The sequence below is a fragment of the Caulobacter sp. BE254 genome, assembly GCF_031457295.1.
Taxonomy (GTDB): Bacteria; Pseudomonadota; Alphaproteobacteria; order Caulobacterales; family Caulobacteraceae; genus Caulobacter.
Map to the genome: position 1 here is coordinate 1 of NZ_JAVDWJ010000015.1, position 15,243 is coordinate 15,243.

15 protein-coding genes and 1 pseudogene are annotated in these 15,243 nt (G+C 69.1%); 8 read left to right on the forward strand and 8 right to left on the reverse strand.

The annotated features are described in order from the left end of the window. From J2X41_RS21005 to J2X41_RS21020, 4 genes and pseudogenes are all read left to right on the forward strand, one after another. Window positions 1-228: pseudogene (locus J2X41_RS21005) on the forward strand (hypothetical protein); the annotation flags it as partial. A gap of 466 nt (window positions 229-694) precedes the next feature. After that, on the forward strand, window positions 695-1,345 hold the full coding sequence (locus J2X41_RS21010; RefSeq protein ID WP_310085397.1) for a DUF6445 family protein: 651 nt from the start codon (window positions 695-697) through the stop codon (window positions 1,343-1,345). Window positions 1,346-1,500: 155 nt separating this feature from the next. Beyond that, a complete protein-coding gene (locus tag J2X41_RS21015; RefSeq protein WP_310085400.1) occupies window positions 1,501-3,312 on the forward strand; it encodes a feruloyl-CoA synthase in 1,812 nt (603 codons plus the stop codon). A 405-nt stretch (window positions 3,313-3,717) separates the two neighbouring features. After that, window positions 3,718-5,259: an acetolactate synthase large subunit gene (locus J2X41_RS21020; protein WP_310085403.1), complete on the forward strand. Its 1,542-nt coding sequence runs from the start codon at window positions 3,718-3,720 to the stop codon at window positions 5,257-5,259. Window positions 5,260-5,329: 70 nt separating this feature from the next. Here J2X41_RS21020 and J2X41_RS21025 read toward each other — a convergent pair whose 3' ends face one another. The 3 genes from J2X41_RS21025 to J2X41_RS21035 all read right to left on the reverse strand — a co-directional run bounded on the left by J2X41_RS21025 (window position 5,330) and on the right by J2X41_RS21035 (window position 8,005). Next, a complete protein-coding gene (locus tag J2X41_RS21025; RefSeq protein ID WP_310085406.1) occupies window positions 5,330-6,676 on the reverse strand; it encodes an ATP-binding protein in 1,347 nt (448 codons plus the stop codon). Between the two features lie 136 nt (window positions 6,677-6,812). Then, complete coding sequence (locus J2X41_RS21030) at window positions 6,813-7,514, reverse strand: response regulator (RefSeq protein ID WP_310085409.1); 702 nt, start codon at window positions 7,512-7,514, stop codon at window positions 6,813-6,815. Beyond that, on the reverse strand, window positions 7,511-8,005 hold the full coding sequence (locus tag J2X41_RS21035) for a helix-turn-helix domain-containing protein (RefSeq protein WP_310085413.1): 495 nt from the start codon (window positions 8,003-8,005) through the stop codon (window positions 7,511-7,513). The genes J2X41_RS21030 and J2X41_RS21035 overlap by 4 nt, the downstream gene beginning before the upstream one ends. Before the next feature lie 128 nt (window positions 8,006-8,133). On the opposite strand from J2X41_RS21035, the gene J2X41_RS21040 reads away from it, so the two are divergent. After that, window positions 8,134-9,021: a branched-chain amino acid aminotransferase gene (locus J2X41_RS21040; protein WP_310085416.1), complete on the forward strand. Its 888-nt coding sequence runs from the start codon at window positions 8,134-8,136 to the stop codon at window positions 9,019-9,021. 74 nt (window positions 9,022-9,095) lie between these two features. Here J2X41_RS21040 and J2X41_RS21045 read toward each other — a convergent pair whose 3' ends face one another. From J2X41_RS21045 to J2X41_RS21065, 5 genes are all read right to left on the reverse strand, one after another. Further along, the gene (locus J2X41_RS21045; RefSeq protein ID WP_310085418.1) at window positions 9,096-9,512 is read right to left on the reverse strand and encodes a hypothetical protein; all 417 of its coding nucleotides are present in this window, start codon (window positions 9,510-9,512) and stop codon (window positions 9,096-9,098) included. Next, entirely contained in the window at window positions 9,512-9,883 is a 372-nt protein-coding gene (locus tag J2X41_RS21050) for a hypothetical protein (protein ID WP_310085421.1), read from the reverse strand. Before J2X41_RS21050 ends, J2X41_RS21045 begins: the two co-directional genes overlap by 1 nt. A 193-nt stretch (window positions 9,884-10,076) precedes the next feature. Further along, window positions 10,077-10,655 (reverse strand): hypothetical protein, encoded by a 579-nt coding sequence (locus tag J2X41_RS21055; RefSeq protein ID WP_310085424.1) that lies wholly within the window; start codon window positions 10,653-10,655, stop codon window positions 10,077-10,079. Between the two features lie 10 nt (window positions 10,656-10,665). After that, window positions 10,666-11,064, reverse strand: coding sequence for a dihydroneopterin aldolase (gene folB, locus J2X41_RS21060; protein ID WP_310085744.1), 399 nt, complete (start codon window positions 11,062-11,064; stop codon window positions 10,666-10,668). Window positions 11,065-11,087: 23 nt separating this feature from the next. Beyond that, window positions 11,088-11,855 (reverse strand): SDR family oxidoreductase, encoded by a 768-nt coding sequence (locus tag J2X41_RS21065; protein ID WP_310085427.1) that lies wholly within the window; start codon window positions 11,853-11,855, stop codon window positions 11,088-11,090. 246 nt (window positions 11,856-12,101) lie between these two features. Here J2X41_RS21065 and J2X41_RS21070 point away from each other — a divergent pair, with 246 nt between their 5' ends. The 3 genes from J2X41_RS21070 (at window position 12,102) to J2X41_RS21080 (ending at window position 15,197) form a co-directional block, all read left to right on the forward strand. Beyond that, window positions 12,102-13,061: a DUF3829 domain-containing protein gene (locus J2X41_RS21070; protein WP_310085430.1), complete on the forward strand. Its 960-nt coding sequence runs from the start codon at window positions 12,102-12,104 to the stop codon at window positions 13,059-13,061. Window positions 13,062-13,177: 116 nt separating this feature from the next. Further along, the gene (locus J2X41_RS21075; protein ID WP_310085433.1) at window positions 13,178-13,648 is read left to right on the forward strand and encodes an NUDIX domain-containing protein; all 471 of its coding nucleotides are present in this window, start codon (window positions 13,178-13,180) and stop codon (window positions 13,646-13,648) included. 109 nt (window positions 13,649-13,757) lie between these two features. After that, on the forward strand, window positions 13,758-15,197 hold the full coding sequence (locus J2X41_RS21080; protein ID WP_310085436.1) for an aldehyde dehydrogenase family protein: 1,440 nt from the start codon (window positions 13,758-13,760) through the stop codon (window positions 15,195-15,197). Window positions 15,198-15,243: the final 46 nt, after the last annotated feature.

Sequence of the window (15,243 nt, forward strand, 5' to 3'; positions counted from 1 at the left end):
GCCTGTTGGAGCAATGGTTTGCTCGCAGAGAGGTGTCAGCTATGTCCCCGAACAAGTGTCAGCTATGTCCCCGGACTGAACAACAAGGCCCGGGAACCCTCTGTCCGCCACAAGGGCAAAGGTGTGGTGCGACGACGCGCCGAGCGCGCCCGTGTCGCGGTCGCCCGGAAGCTCGCCATCCTGCTCCACAAGCTTTGGCAGTCGGAAACCGAGTTCTGCTGGAACTGATCCCGGCAATATGACGACCGAAGGCCAAGACCGGGCGATCCCGTTTGTGCTGCCGTAGCTTCGAGCACGTCGGTGACATTGGCGACGCCCACCTACTTCTAACCTGACCACGATCATGTGGCGTGGGCAGTATAGGCTCCCCAGCCCAGTCAATGACCGTGAAGATAACTATAGGCCAAGGTGAGATAGCCTCAAGAAGGTCGGCCTTATGGCGGTATAAATTAGACGGCAGTATCAATTAGATATCGTCGCACACGTAAATCTCTAATGCCTCCGCCCATCTCTTGTTGCTAAGCGGAGGCGAGTTGCGGTTAGGCTGACGGCGCCGACCCGTGGTTGACTTTGCGCCTCGATCGCAATAGCGGTCCGGGATAGTTTTGGTTCTGCGCTTGTGGGGCGGCGGACTGATCTGGAGGCCGACGGCGGACCGGCAGGCTCGAAAAGGCGGACAATAATCGAACCACACTTGCTCAATGTCGGACACGAAAAAGTGCCGGTCCTGATTGTCGACAACTATGTCGCCGGCCTTGACGCGATTGTCAGTCGCGCGCGTGCGCTGTCTCCCTACCCGCAAGCTACAGGCCCATACCCAGGTGAGCGCCATTTCATCATGCCAGGCGATAGCCTGATGGCTGATTACATCAGTCCCATGTTGAACACCTTGGCGCCCATTATCAGCGATGCATTCAACGCAGACATTGCGGGGGCGACATCGGCATCCCTATCAAGGGTCACGACGCGCCCCGAAAAACTCACGAGGTATCAGAGCTACCCGCATTTTGATGACACCAGTGGCAAGATGATCGCCATTTTACACTACCTGACCCCCACCATGGGCACTGCCCTCTACCGCCATCGCGCCACTGGATTGGAGCGAATAACCGAAGATAAGCTCGAATACTATCTAGCATCGATACAGCATCTTGGGGCTCGTGAACGTTATATGTGCGGATCAAATGACGAATATGAAATGACCGCCGCGATCACCGGGCACTGTGGCAGAATTGCCGTTTACCCAAGCAATGCTCTTCATTCGGGAATGATTCCTCCAGATCACTTCACGGACCTGGGATGCCGGGAACGGCTGACTACGAACGTCTTCATTCGCCTCGTATAGACCTCGCGGCGCAAGGCCGCTGGTTCGTTTCCGTGGGCGGTCGAGGGCGCTTTGTCGGTTGCGGTAGGCGCGGGGCCCGGGATGACGAACCGAGAGGGGAGCTTGGTCGACGAACCGCCATTGCCACCCGCCCGAGTCCAGTTAACACTCCCCGCATGGATGGGACGTCAGAGACCCACGCGCCGTTTCGCGACGCCCGCTACGCGCCCCGGGCGCTGGAGGTCGAGCGGCGCGGCGACATCCTGATCCTGAGCAACCCAACCCCCTATTCGCGCACCGTCCAGACCGTGACCGCGCCGCTGGTCCGCTGGGCGTCGCAGGCCCCGCACCGCGTCTGGCTGGCCGAGCGGCCCCATGAGCCCGTGGGCGCGGCGGGATGGCGGACCATGACCTACGCCGAGGCGGCGGACCAGGTGGCGCGCCTGGCCAGCGGCCTTTCGAACCTGGGCCTGTCGCGCGGCAAGCCCTTGCTGATCCTGGCCCGCAATGGGATCGACAACGCCCTGGTCGGCTACGCGGCCATGAGCCTGGGCGCGCCGATCGCGCCAGTGTCGCCGCAGTACGGCCTGAGAGGCGCGGACCTCTCGCGCCTGGCCTTCGCGGTCGAGCGGCTGAAGCCGGCGGCGGTCTATGTCGACGACGCTGAGGCCTTGGCCGACGCCCTGGCCGCGCCGTTCCTGGCCGGCCTGCCGGTGATCGCCAGCCGCAACGCTGGCCACGGCCAACTGGCGCTGGAAACCCTGCTCGATTCGGAGCCCCAGCCGCCCGTCTGCCGGCCCGACGACGTCGCCAAGCTGCTGCTGACCTCGGGCTCGACCGGCCAGCCCAAGGCTGTGATCTGCACCCACGCCAACATCGCCCTGAACGCCGCCCAGATCGCCGCCTGCTACGAGGACCCCGACCCGCCGGTGCTGGTCAATTCCGCGCCCTGGAGCCACAGCCTGGGCGCCAACGCCATCCTGCATATGGTGCTGCACCGGGGCGGGACTTTGTACATCGATGGTGGCCAGCCGCTGGCTGGCAGGTTCGACGAGACTGTGCGCAACCTGGGCGAGGTGGCGACGACCTATCACAACATGGTCCCGGCCGGCTGGGGCCTGCTGGTCGGCGAGCTGGAGCGCGACCCGGCCTTGGCGGCCAGGTTCTTCGAGAAGGTGCGCGTGCTGCAGTATGGCGGGGCGTCGATGGCTCAGTCGATCCTCGACCGGGTCCAGGCCGTGGCTCTGCGGACGATCGGCCGCCGGGTGACCTTCGCGGCCGGCTACGGGGCCACCGAGACCGGCCCGACCGCCTGCAACATCCACTGGCTGAACGCCCGCGCTGGCATGGTCGGCCTGCCCACCCCCGGCACGGCGGTCAAGCTGGTCCCGGTCCTCGACGGCCCGCCCGACAAGTTCGAGATCCGCGTGAAGGGCCCGCAGGTCTCGCCCGGCTATCTGGACATGCCGCAGGCCTCGGCCGCCGCCTTCGACGAGGACGGCTTCTACCGCCTGGGCGACGCGGCCCGGCTGGCCGACCGGCTGGATCCCGCCGCCGGCCTGGTGTTCGACGGGCGGCTGGTCGAGAACTTCAAGCTGGCCAACGGCACGTTCGTGGTGGCCGGGGCGCTGCGGGTGGCGGCGGTCTCGGCGATCGCCGGGGCGGTGTCAGACGCGGTGGTCTGCGGCGAGGGCCGCGAGGGCGTGGGGCTGATGCTGTTCCTCGACCCCAAGGCCTGCCTGCGGATCGGCGACCCCGAGGCGGTGAAGGCGGCGATCCGGGCCGGCCTGGAGCGCCTGAACGGCCTGGCCAAGGGCGGCGGCAAGGTGACCCGCGCCCTGATCCTGGACGGCGCGCCCGACGCGGCCTCGGGCGAGCTGACCGACAAGGGCTACATCAACCAGGCCCTGGCGCGCGAGCGGCGGCCGGCCGAGCTGGCGCGCCTGTTCGCGGACGAGCCGGACGACGGGGTGATGGTGTTCGGCTGAACCAAACCCTCCCCCTGTGGGGGAGGCGGCCGAAGGCCGGTGGGGGGAGTTTTGAGGGGCGGTCATGGACCCGGCTGCTATCCGACCACTCCCCCCTCCGTCGGCTTCGCCGACACCTCCCCCACAGGGGCAGGGGTATCGCATATGGATTCGTCCTATCGAGAGCCCGCGTTGGATCGAGGCAAGCTCTACCAAAAGGCGAACAAAACGAATCCAAACAGACTCACGAGCCTGCCTTTTTGGTCTCGATTGGACGCACGGCTCAGGCCGTCCACCTTTCGTTCTTCATATGCGATAGCCCTGCCCACAGGGGGAGGATCTTTTCTTGGGCGCCCTCGAACCGCAACCAGCGTTGGCGTCGCCAACGAAATGTCAGAAGCTGGTCCGAACGGTACGGAGAAGACCATGAACGGCGCCGACGCCCTGATCACCACCCTGGCCGACAACGGCGTCACCGCCTGCTTCGCCAATCCCGGCACCAGCGAGATGCAGTTCGTCGCCGCCCTGGACCGCGAGCCGCGCATGCGCAGTGTGCTGTGTCTGTTCGAGGGCGTGGCGACGGGGGCGGCCGACGGCTACGGGCGGATGACCGGGACGCCGGCCTGCACCCTGCTGCACCTGGGGCCCGGCTACGCCAACGGCGCGGCCAACCTGCACAACGCCCGCCGCGCCTTCACGCCGATCGTCAACATCATCGGCGATCACGCCGTCGACCATCGCCAATACGACGCGCCGCTGAACTCCGACATCGCCGCCCTGGCCGCGCCCAATTCCGTCTGGGTCCGGTCGGCCGACAGCGCCGACGCGGTCGGGCCGCTGGCCGCCGAGGCGGTGGCCGCCAGCCTCGGCGCCCCAGGCGGCGGCGCCTGCCTGATCCTGCCGGCCGACAGCGCCTGGAACGAGACCAACGCCGCCGGGCCGGTGATCGAGCGGCCCCGCTTCCGCGCGCCCGACCCGGCCGCTGTCGCTGAAGCAGCCAAGGCCCTGAAGGCGGCGGCCAAGCCCGTGCTGCTGCTGGGAAGCGGCGCGTGCGGCGAGGCGGCCCTCGCCGCGGCCGGACGGGTCGCGGCGACCGGCGTGCGGGTGCTGACCGACACCTTCACCGCCCGCCAGGCGCGCGGCGAGGGCCGCTTCCGGCCCGACAAGCTGCCCTATTTCGGCGAGCAGGCCCTGAAGGACCTGGATGGCGTCGACCTGATGGTGCTGGTCGCCACCACGCAGCCCGTGGCCTTCTTCGCCTATCCTGACCGGCCCAGCGTGCTGGTCCCCGACGGCTGCGCGACCCTGGCGCTCGGCGACCGGGGGACCGATGCGGCCGCCGCGCTCGAGGCCCTTGCAGAGCTGCTGGGCGCCCCGGCGACTGGAGCGGTCGAGCCCTACCCGCCGCCCGCCGCTCCGACTGGCAAGCTGGACGCCTGGGCGATGGGCGCGGCGATCGCCCGTCACATGCCCGCCGGCGCGATCATCTCCGACGACGCGGTGACCGCCGGCCTGCCGATCTTCACCCAGACCAGGAGCGCCCGCGCCCACGACTGGCTGTCCCTGACCGGCGGGGCGATCGGCCAGGGGATCCCGCTGGCCATCGGCGCCGCCGTGGCCTGTCCCGACCGCAAGGTCCTGGCCCTGACCGGCGACGGGGCGGGGATGTACACGGTCCAGGGCCTGTGGACGATCGCTCGCGAACGGCTGGACGTGACGGTGGTGGTGTTCGCCAACCACGCCTACCGCATCCTCGGCATCGAGATGGGCCGCACCGGCGGCGGCGAGCCAGGGCCGGCGGCGTCGCGGCTGCTGGACCTCGGCGATCCGAGGATCGACTGGGTGTCGGTGGCGACCGGGCTGGGCGTTCCGGCCGAGCGGGTCCAGACGGCGGAGGCGTTCGACGCGGCGATGGATAGGGCGATGCGCGAGCCGGGGCCGCGGTTGATCGAAGCGGCGATGCGGTAGGCGCGGCTGGGGGCGTGCGGCCGGGGACAGGTACATGTACCTGTCCCCGTCAGATTCCCCGTCAGCCGCTCTACCCCGGCAACCGCAACACCGCCCTGAGCCCCCCCATCGGCGACTTCTGCAGCGTCAGCTCGCCCCCCAGGCCCCGCGCCATGTCGCGGGCGATGGCCAGGCCCAGGCCGACGCCCTTCTCGTTCTGGTTCCGCGACTCGTCCAGGCGGTTGAAAGGGCGGAAGGCCTCCTCGTGACGGTCTTCGGGGATGCCGGGGCCGTCGTCGTCGACGAAGATCCACACCCCGCCGGCCGGGGCGGCGGTGGACGACACCCGCACGGTTTCGCCATGGGCCGCGGCGTTGTCGATCAGATTGGCCAGGGCGCGCTTGAAGGCGTTGGGCCGCAGGATGGCCGTCAGGTCGTCGCCGATCGACAGCTCGACCCTGGCGCCGGCCCGCTGGGCGCCGTCGCAGACGCCCTCGATCAGCGGCCGCAGCAGCACCTGGCGGCTCTCCTCGCCCCCTTCGCCGCGGGCGAAGGCCAGGTATTCGTCGATCATGTGCTCCATTTCGGAGAGGTCGCGGGCCATGGCCTCCAGCTGTGGGCTGGGCTCGGCCAGGGCGATCTCCAGCTTCAGCCGGGTCAGGGGCGTGCGCAGGTCGTGGCTGACGCTGGCCAGCAGGGCGGTGCGCTGCTCGATATGGCGCTGGATGCGGGCCTTCATGGCCAGGAAGGCCGTGGCCGCCTGGCGCACCTCGCGCGCGCCGTGCGGCTTGAAGGCGGCCTGGTCGATGCCGCGCCCGAAGGCGTCGGCGGCGTCGGCCAGGCGCTCGATGGCCCGCACCTGGTTGCGGATGAACAGGATCGCCACCGCCGTCAGCAGCAGGGTCGCCACCACCATCCACAGGATGAAGATATGGCCCTGGGTGGCGAAGGCCCGGTCGCGCGGGGCGATGATCCGCAGCACCCCTTCCTTGACCTGCACGCGGATGTCGACGTGGCCGGGATAGCGCGTGGTGTCGAACCAGAACGGGTCGTCCAGCCGGTCGTCCAGGGCGGTGCGCAGCGAGCGGTCCAGCGAGGCGAACAGCGAGGGCCGCTGGCCGGTCGGCAGCTTGCGGCCCTTCTGCAGGGCGATCGACAGCGACATCGATTCCTCGGCCCGCTCGGCCATCTTGTCCAGGGCGGCGGGCGAGGGATCGTCCTTGTAGGTCTGCACCGCCCAGGCGACGTCGCCGGCCAGGCCCTCGGACAGGCGGCTGGTGACGGTCTCCCAGTGGGCGTCGAAGAACGCCCAGGTGACGGCGATCTGCATCACCGCCACCGGCAGGACGATGATCAGCAGGCTGCGGCCGAACAGCGAAGTCGGCAGCCACCGCTTGATCTGGCGGGGGATGAACAGGCGGGTGCGCAGGCGGATCATCAGGTTCTCCCCCTGTGGGGGAGGTGGCGCGAATGCGCCGGTGGGGGGAGTGCTCCCACCTCTGAACACATCCCCCCACCGGTCGCTTCGCGACCGCCTCCCCCACAGGGGGAGGAGTTTGAAAAGCGAACCGCCATCAATCCGGCGCCAGCCGGTAGCCGATCCCGCGCACCGTCTGCAGGTACCTCGGATTCTTCGGGTCCGGCTCGATCTTGCGGCGCAGGCGGGTGACCTGGACATCGACGGCGCGGCCGGTGGCGTCGACGGTGTCGCGGGCCAGTTCCAGGCGGTCTACCGGGGCGTGGGCGGCCCGGGCCAGGCGGCGCAGCAGGGCGACCTCGGCCTCGGTCAGGCGGATCGGTTCGCCGTCGCGGGTCAGCTCGCCGCGCTCGGGCTCGAAGGCGCAGTCGCCCAGGCTCAGCGCGCGAGGGCCGGACGGCTTGGGGGCCGACCGGCGCAGGATCGACTCGATGCGCAGCAGCAGTTCGCGCGGCTCGAACGGCTTGGCCAGGTAGTCGTCGGCCCCGTGGGTCAGGCCCTCGATCCGGTCGCGGGTCTGGTCGCGGGCGGTCAGCATCAGGATCGGCGTCTTGCCCGCCTCGCCGCCCTTGGCCCGCAGCCGCTTGGTGAACGAAAAGCCGTCCTCGCCCGGCATCATCACGTCCAGCACCAGCAGGTCGAAGTCCATCGACCCGGTCAGCCGGTCGGCGTGGGCGGCGTCGGCCGCGGCGCTGACCCGGAAGCCGGCGCGGGTCAGGAATTCCTTGAGCAGGGTGCGGATGCGGTCGTCGTCGTCGACGACCAGCAGGTGGCGGTCCGCGCGTTCCTCTGGGGTCATAGCCCGTCCCGACGATTGAGGCCGACGCCCTGGCGCGGTCCGGCCAGGGCCGCGAGGATCCGCCGCGCCCCCGCCACCCCGTCCAGGCCGCCGGTGCGATAGGCGCGGCCCAGCAGGGTGCGCAGGCGCTCGGCCACCCGGTATTCGAAGGCGATCCCCTCGGGAGTCAGCTCGGCCGGCCGACGGCGCGCGTCCAGGTCGCCGGCCGCCTTCTGGGCCAGGCTCAGGCGCTGCAGGTCGGCCAGGGTCTTGCTGGCCGCCTGCTTGGACAGGCTGGTCAGCCTGGAAAGGTCCTGCACCCCGATGCCCGGGCGGCGGCGCAGCAGGAAGGCGGCGCGCCAGTGCGAGCGGCCCAGGCCTGGGCCCTCGCCCTCCAGGGCCGCGTCGACCGCCGCCCATAGGCCCGCCTCGGCCAGCAGCAGCAGCTCCAGCCCGCTGTCCAACTGCTCCTCGCCGAGGATCAGCCGCGGGTCGGTCGAACCGCCGGACATGCCCCCGATCGGGGCGCTTGGAGGTCCCGATGAAAGCGGTCCGGCCATCAGCTTGCGTCCATTTTATTTGACCTTCGCCGGCTCGGAGCGTCTAAGAGCCGGGTTCCAAATAAGGAGGTCTTGGACCGATGTCTCTCGTTCCCTTCGACGATCGCGATGGTTGGATCTGGCTGGACGGCCAGTTCGTCGCCTGGCGCGAGGCGAAGGTGCACGTATTGACCCACGGCCTTCACTACGCCTCGTCGGTGTTCGAGGGCGAGCGGATGTATGGCGGCGAGATCTTCAAGCTGACCGAGCATACCGAGCGCCTGTTCAAATCGGCTGAAATCCTCGATTTCCAGATCCCCTACACGGTGGAGCAGATCGACGAGGCGTGCAAGCAAACCGCCGCCAAGAACGGCCTGACCGACTGCTATGTCCGGCCGATCGCCTGGCGCGGCAGCGAGATGATCGGCGTCTCGGCCCAGCAGACCCGGATCCACGTGGCCATCGCCGTGTGGGAATGGCCCAGCTATTTCGACCCGGCGACCAAGGCCAAGGGCATCCGCCTGACCTGGGCCAGGTACGACCGTCCGGCCCCGAACACGATCCCGACCGCCGCCAAGGCCGCCGGCCTCTACATGATCTGCACCATCTCCAAGCACGCCGCCGAGAAGGACGGCTACGCCGACGCGATGATGGTCGACTATCGCGGCTATATCGCCGAGGCGACCGGGGCCAACGTGTTCTTCGTCAAGGACGGGGTGCTGCATACTCCGACGCCCGACTGCATCCTGAACGGCATCACCCGCCAGACGGTGATCCAGATCGCCAAGGAACGCGGGATCCAGGTCGTCGAGCGCCATATCGAGAAGCGCGAGCTGGCCGACTTCACCGAGTGCTTCATCGTCGGCACCGCCGCGGAGGTCACCCCGGTGTCGGAGATCGGCGAGTTCAAGTTCACGCCGGCCGACCTGTCGCTGTCGCTGATGGACGACTATGCCCGGCTGGTGCGGCGGGCGCTGGTGGCGGCCTGACGGCGCTTCCAGTTTGAATCAAGGATCCCGGAGGGCTTCGGCGCTCCGGGATTTTTTGTGTCCGGACGCCCGCGTCAGACCAGCCAGGTGCGGGGCCGGGGATAGGCCTCGCCCTTCAGCAGGTAAACCAGCCCCAGGACGCAGCGGACCACGAGGAACACGCCGATCGCGCCCATGATCGTCCCGCCGACCACCAGCATCGGGATGCCGATCAGCAGCACCGCCAGGGCCAGGCCGACCAGGAACAGCGCCAGGCCGATCAGGAACCACCAGATCGACAGCCAGAAAGTGCGGATCGCGAAGGTGTAGTGGCTGGCGTTGATCGGCCCGGCCGTCTCGCGGTTGAGATAGGCGACGATCAGTCCGGCCAGGAAGGTCAGGCCGTTGGTGAAGCCCAGCAGGTACAGGGCGTAGACCACGATCGGCAGGACCTTGTCCTCTTCGGCGCGGTCGGTGGGCGGGGCGGAGGCGGCTGGGGCGGCGTCGCTCATCAGATCATCCAATTCCTGGGCGTGGGATAGGGCTGGGTCTTCAACAGCCAGGACAGGCCAAGGATGCATCGCACCGCGACCCAGACGCCGACCGCCGGCAGGATCACGAAGCCGACGCCGATCGGCGTCAGCACCAGGCCGATCAGGCTGAACAGCAGCGACAGCCAGAAGGTGCGGATCTGGAAGACGTAGTGGCTGCGCAGCCATTCGGGCGCGGCGTCCTGGCTCACATAGGCCAGGATCACCCCGACCACGGCGGTCGCGCCGGCCGAGAGCAGGGCGGCTAGGTAGAGGGCATAGACCACCACGGGCATGGTCTTGTCGTCCTGCAGGGCGGGCGGGACGGCGGGATCGGGGTCGACCTGGGTCATGGGCCGATGGTCGTCAATATCGCCGGCGGATGCAAATGAAGGTCGCGTAAGGTCGGGTTCTTCTCCTCACCCGCATCGCGGGGGAGGTGGACGCGAAGCGGACGGAGGGGGCGTCCGGCCGCCGCACGACGCCCCCTCCGTCACGCTGCGTATTCGCAGCGCGCCACCTCCCCCGCGATGCGGGTGAGGAGCGCTAGCCGCTCGGCAGCAGGTCGTCCGGCAAGGCGTGCGGGTCCAGGCCCTGGCCGCGTCCGACCCAGGGCAGGGCCGCGCCGAGCAGGATCAGCAGGAAGACCATGCGGGCGGCGATCTCGATGGAGATCGCCAGCATGCCGGGACTGAAGGCGAACAGCAGCATCACCACCGCGCCGAAGGCCAGCAGCCCCATCGTCCAGGTCAGCCCCTCGCGCGCGGCCATGACGCCGGCCACTTCGAAGCGCGGGCCTGCCTTCCCGCTCGAGGGCGCCAGATCCGCCGCGACCGCCGCCACGGCGCGGGCGAACAGCGAGAAGCTGGCCAGCCGGTCGTCGAACCGGCCGGGGCCGACATAGCTCTGGGCGGTCAGGATCGTCTTGCGGCGGCCGAACGCCAGGGTCAGCACGCGGCGGCGCCCGCCCGCGCGCGGCCTGGCCAGGCGGAAGACCGTGAGGTTGGACAGCGGGAAGCGTTGTTCGCGCGGGCCGCGGCGCTCGACCAGCGCCGCGCCGTCCAGCGTCCAGACGGTCTCCGGCTGGAAGGGGGAAATGCGGGCGCGGTGCGAAAGCTCGCTCATGGCCGGCGGCTCACCCCCGGACGGCGGTGATTTCCACCCCGGCCGCGGCGGCGTGGGGGGCCAGGGCCAGGGGCTTTTCGACCCGCACCCGGGCGCGGGTCACGCGGCCGTCGGCGAAGCAGGCCTGGGCCAGGCGCTCGGCGAAGGTCTCGACCAGGTCGATATGGCCCTCCGCGGCGATGGCCTGGGCGGCCTGCAGGATGGTCTCGTAATTGACCGTGTCGCCCAGGGCCTCGCAGTGGCTGGCGGCGACGTCCAGCTCGACGTCGATGACCAGGGGCTGCTGGCGGCCGTGTTCGTGGTCGTAGACCCCGATCCAGGCGTCGACCTTCAGGCCGCGCACGAACACCTTGGTGACGATCACCCGGGCCGGCGTCGGCTGGGGAACCGTGTTCGGAGCGTTGGTCAGGGGTTGGGCGGCCACGGCGACTCTCAGGAACCGATGATGTCCGGCGTGCGCCAGCCTAGATGCTGACCCGCGTCGACCGCGATCATCTGGCCCGTGACCGCCCTGGCGTCAATGAGGTAGCGCAGGGCCGCGGCGACGTCGTCCGGCGAAACGGCCCGTTCCAGCGGCGTGCCGGCGGCCTCGCGCTCGAACTCGCCGGGCGCCTGGTGCGTCGAGGCCAGGGTCGGGCCAGGGCCGATGGCGTTGACGCGGATGCGCGGCGCCAGCTCCTGGGCCATGGTCCGGGTGACCCACCACAGGCCGGCCTTGGACAGGCTGTAGCTGAAGAACTGCGGGTTGGGCCGCAGCACGCGCTGGTCGACGATGTTGACGATCTGGCCCTGCCGTTCGGCCGGCAAGGCGGCGGCGAAGGCCTGGGCCAGGACGACCGGGGCCCGCAGGTTGGCGTCCAGGTGGGCGTCCCAGCTGGCGCGGTCGGCGGTGGCCAGGCGGTCGTGCTCGAAGGTCGAGGCGCTGTTGACCAGCAGGGTCACGGGGCCCAGGGCCTGGGCGGCGCGGGGGATCAGGCCGGCGGCCTGGTCCTCGTCCGCCAGCTCGGCGTCGAGGACGACGGCGCGGCGGCCCAGGGCGGCGATCTCGTCGGCGACGGCCTGGGCGTCGTTCGCAGCGCTTGGCCGAGCCGTGCGGTAGTGGACGGCGACGTCGAACCCGGCCCGCGCGGCCTCCAGGGCCAGGGCGCGACCGAGCCGGCGGCCGGCGCCGGTGACCAGGGCCGCGCCGCGCGTTTCCACGGTCTTAGTCGAAACGGCCGAACTCGAACTTGTTCAGGCCGAGGATGACCACCAGGAAAATGGCGATGACGCCGATCGCGAGCATGAGCGTGGTTCCGGTTTGAGGATGGACGTGCAGCGGCTTTAGCGGGGCGGCGGGCGCGGGGCAAGGCTCGCCCGCTCGCCCGATGGAAAAGTGCTCAACCTCAGGGAGCCTTTCGCGGCGTCCGACGTTGTCTAGCTTCGTGTCGTCAGGGGAGCTTCAGCGTGATCAAGAAAAACAAGGGCAAGGGCCGGGCCGCGGCTTCGGTTTCGATCGTGGCGACGGCGGTGGCGGCGGCCCTGATCCTGGGCGGCTGCGACAAGCTTCCCGGCGGCAAGTCGGCCGACGGGATCGCGACGACCGCCAAGAACCCGACCGACATGGCCAAGGTCAGCGCCTATACCGAAGGGTTCAACAAGCTGGTCGGAACCTACGGCCTGGTGGAGACCGCCGACGACTACGCCAAGGCCGACATTTCGCGCCAATCGGCCCAGGACACCATCATCGTCTCGGCCGGCTGGATCGAGCAGGCGCAGGACGCCCTCAAGAGCGCCCGGGCCATGCCTGGCGGTTCCAAGGCGGTCGATCAGGCCGCCGACACCCTGATCGCCGATCTCGACAAGGTGCTGGCCCGCCTGCGCCCGCTGCAGGTCTATTATGACAGCAAGGCCTATCGCGAGGACGGCCTGGCGCGCGGCAAGAGCGAAGACCCGCTGATGAAGGCCGAGTTCCAGACCGCCCTGACCGACATGGACGCCTTTTCCGAAGCGCTCAAGGCCGAGCGCAACAAGCACCTGGCCGTGGAGTTGAAAGCGCTCAAGGCGCGCGGCGACCTGCTGGCCTACAACAGCAAGCTGGCCTTGCAGCAGTCGGAGTCCCTGGTCGACCTGTTCCAGTCGCCCGAGGACCTCAGCGATCCGGCGACCCTGGCCAAGGGCGACGCGATCGTCGCCCAGCTGGAGACGACCCTGGCCGACCAGCGCAAGGCCTATGCCGAGGCGAAGGCCAAGACGGGCGGCCAGATCGGTCCGACCCGCCAGATCGCGGCCGACCAGCTGACCTCGATGATCGGCAATTATCGCGACCTCAAGCGGAGCCGCAGCGCCGAGGACTTCAACATGATGCAGCGCAACTACAACTCGGCCGTAGAGCTTCTGAACCTGCCCCAGCCCATAACGCGTTAGGCGAACGTGTGAGGGGCTTGACGCCATCAGGTCGGAAGAGCTTCGGAATTGTTTCCGGGTATTTTCTTCATCCGAGCCGGGCGCCCCTTCGCTCGAGAATGCCCTAGGTTCGGCCCATGCTCTGGCGCCGCCATGTCGAACCCTTCACCCGTCCGCTGGTCTATGCCTGGTTCCGCTGGCGGCGCGGCCTGACCCTGGGCGTGCGCGGGGTGGTCACCGACGGCGAGGGACGGGTGCTGCTGGTGCAGCACACCTATGTCCACGGCTGGTACCTGCCGGGCGGCGGGGTCGAGCGGCGCGAGACCGCCGAGACGGCCCTGGCGCGGGAAATGCAGGAAGAGGCCGGCGTGCGCGTGCTGGGGCGGCCGACCCTGGTCTCGGTGCACAGCAACGAGCCGCGCCATCCGGGCGACCACGTGCTGCTCTATCGCGTCCACGCCTGGGAGCCCTGCGCGGCCAGCGCCCAAGGCGAGATCCACGAGGCCGGCTGGTTCGCGCCCGACGCCCTGCCGGCCGACACCACCCCCAGCACCCGCCAGCGCATCGCCGAGGCGTTGCACGGGGCCGAATGCGACCCGATGTGGTGAGGGGTGAACGATCAGGCCTTCCCCAGTGATCAACGATCATTAAAATGGATGTTTGAACGAGGGCCGCCGTCCCGCCGGACGTGAACGACCCCGAACGGAGGAGCACGGCATGCGCGACTACCTGAAGTTCTACATCGACGGTCAGTGGGTCGAGCCGAAAGGCTCCCAGACGGTGGACGTGATCAATCCGGCCACCGAGACCGTCGCCGGCCGGGTGACCCTGGGCACGGCCGAGGATGTCGACATCGCCGTCCGCGCCGCCCGCAAGGCCTTCGCCAGCTATTCCCAGACCAGCCGCGAGGAGCGCGTCGACCTGCTCGAGCGGATCATCGCCGAATACCAGAAGCGCTTCGAGGACATGGCCAAGGCCATTACCGAGGAGATGGGCGCCCCGTCGTGGCTGGCCCAGCGGGCGCAGGCGGCCATGGGCATCGCCCACGTCCAGACCGCGCTCCAGGTGCTGAAGGACTACAAGTTCGAAGAGGATCGCGGCGCGACGCGGCTGGTCAAGGAGCCGATCGGGGTCTGCGCCTTCATCACGCCGTGGAACTGGCCGATCAACCAGATCGCCTGCAAGGTCGCGCCCGCCCTGGCCACCGGCTGCACCATGGTGCTCAAGCCCTCGGAAGTGGCCCCGTTCTCGGCCTGGGTCTGGACCGAGATCCTGGCGGCCGCCGGCGTGCCGGCCGGGGTCTACAACCTGGTCAACGGCGACGGTCCGACGGTGGGCGCGGCGCTGTCCTCGCATCCCGAGGTGGACATGGTGTCGTTCACCGGCTCGACCCGGGCCGGCATCGAGGTGGCCCGCAACGCCGCCCCGACCGTCAAGCGCGTACATCAGGAGCTGGGCGGCAAGAGCCCCAACATCATCCTCGACGACGCCGACTTCCAGAAGGCGGTCGGCGGCGGCGTGGCCTCGGTGATGATGAACTCGGGCCAGTCGTGCAACGCCCCGACCCGCATGCTGGTGCCGCAAAAGCGCATGGACGAGGTGATCGCCATCGCCAAGGCCGCGGCCGAGGCTCACACGGTGGGCGACCCGAACGGCAATTCCAAGCTGGGCCCGGTGGTGTCCGAAGTGCAGTGGAACAAGATCCAGGGCCTGATTCAGAAGGGCGTCGACGAGGGCGCGACCCTGGTGGCCGGCGGTCCGGGCAAGCCTGAGGGGCTGGAGACCGGCTACTACGTCAAGCCGACGGTGTTCGCCAATGTCACCCCGACCATGACCATCGCCAAGGAGGAGATCTTCGGCCCGGTGCTGGCCATCCTCGGCTATGACGGCGTCGACCAGGCGGTCGAGATCGGCAACGACACCGAATACGGCCTGGCGGCCTATGTGTCGGGCAATGACCAGGCCGAAGTCCGCGCCGTGGCGTCCAAGTTGCGGGCGGGCCAGGTGATCCTGAACGGCGCCGGCCCCGACCTGATGGCCCCGTTCGGCGGCTACAAGATGAGCGGCAACGGCCGCGAATGGGGCGACCACGCGTTCGGCGAATTCCTCGAGACCAAGGCCGTGCTGGGCTATTCGGCCAAGCAGGCGGCGGAGTAGGGATTTCCTTCTCCCCTTGTGGGAGAAGGTGTCAGCGAAACTGACG

Bases quoted from the DNA above. Each gene is read 5' to 3' on its own strand.
- J2X41_RS21050 (WP_310085421.1), bottom strand. From the start codon at position 9,883: ATGACCCAGGTCGACCCCGATCCCGCCGTCCCGCCCGCCCTGCAGGAC.
- J2X41_RS21040 (WP_310085416.1), top strand. From the start codon at position 8,134: ATGTCTCTCGTTCCCTTCGACGATCGCGATGGTTGGATCTGGCTGGAC.
- J2X41_RS21030 (WP_310085409.1), bottom strand. From the start codon at position 7,514: ATGACCCCAGAGGAACGCGCGGACCGCCACCTGCTGGTCGTCGACGAC.
- J2X41_RS21055 (WP_310085424.1), bottom strand. From the start codon at position 10,655: ATGAGCGAGCTTTCGCACCGCGCCCGCATTTCCCCCTTCCAGCCGGAG.
- J2X41_RS21020 (WP_310085403.1), top strand. From the start codon at position 3,718: ATGAACGGCGCCGACGCCCTGATCACCACCCTGGCCGACAACGGCGTC.
- J2X41_RS21015 (WP_310085400.1), top strand. From the start codon at position 1,501: ATGGATGGGACGTCAGAGACCCACGCGCCGTTTCGCGACGCCCGCTAC.
- J2X41_RS21080 (WP_310085436.1), top strand. From the start codon at position 13,758: ATGCGCGACTACCTGAAGTTCTACATCGACGGTCAGTGGGTCGAGCCG.
- J2X41_RS21025 (WP_310085406.1), bottom strand. From the start codon at position 6,676: ATGATCCGCCTGCGCACCCGCCTGTTCATCCCCCGCCAGATCAAGCGG.
- J2X41_RS21075 (WP_310085433.1), top strand. From the start codon at position 13,178: ATGCTCTGGCGCCGCCATGTCGAACCCTTCACCCGTCCGCTGGTCTAT.
- J2X41_RS21045 (WP_310085418.1), bottom strand. From the start codon at position 9,512: ATGAGCGACGCCGCCCCAGCCGCCTCCGCCCCGCCCACCGACCGCGCC.
- J2X41_RS21035 (WP_310085413.1), bottom strand. From the start codon at position 8,005: ATGTCCGGCGGTTCGACCGACCCGCGGCTGATCCTCGGCGAGGAGCAG.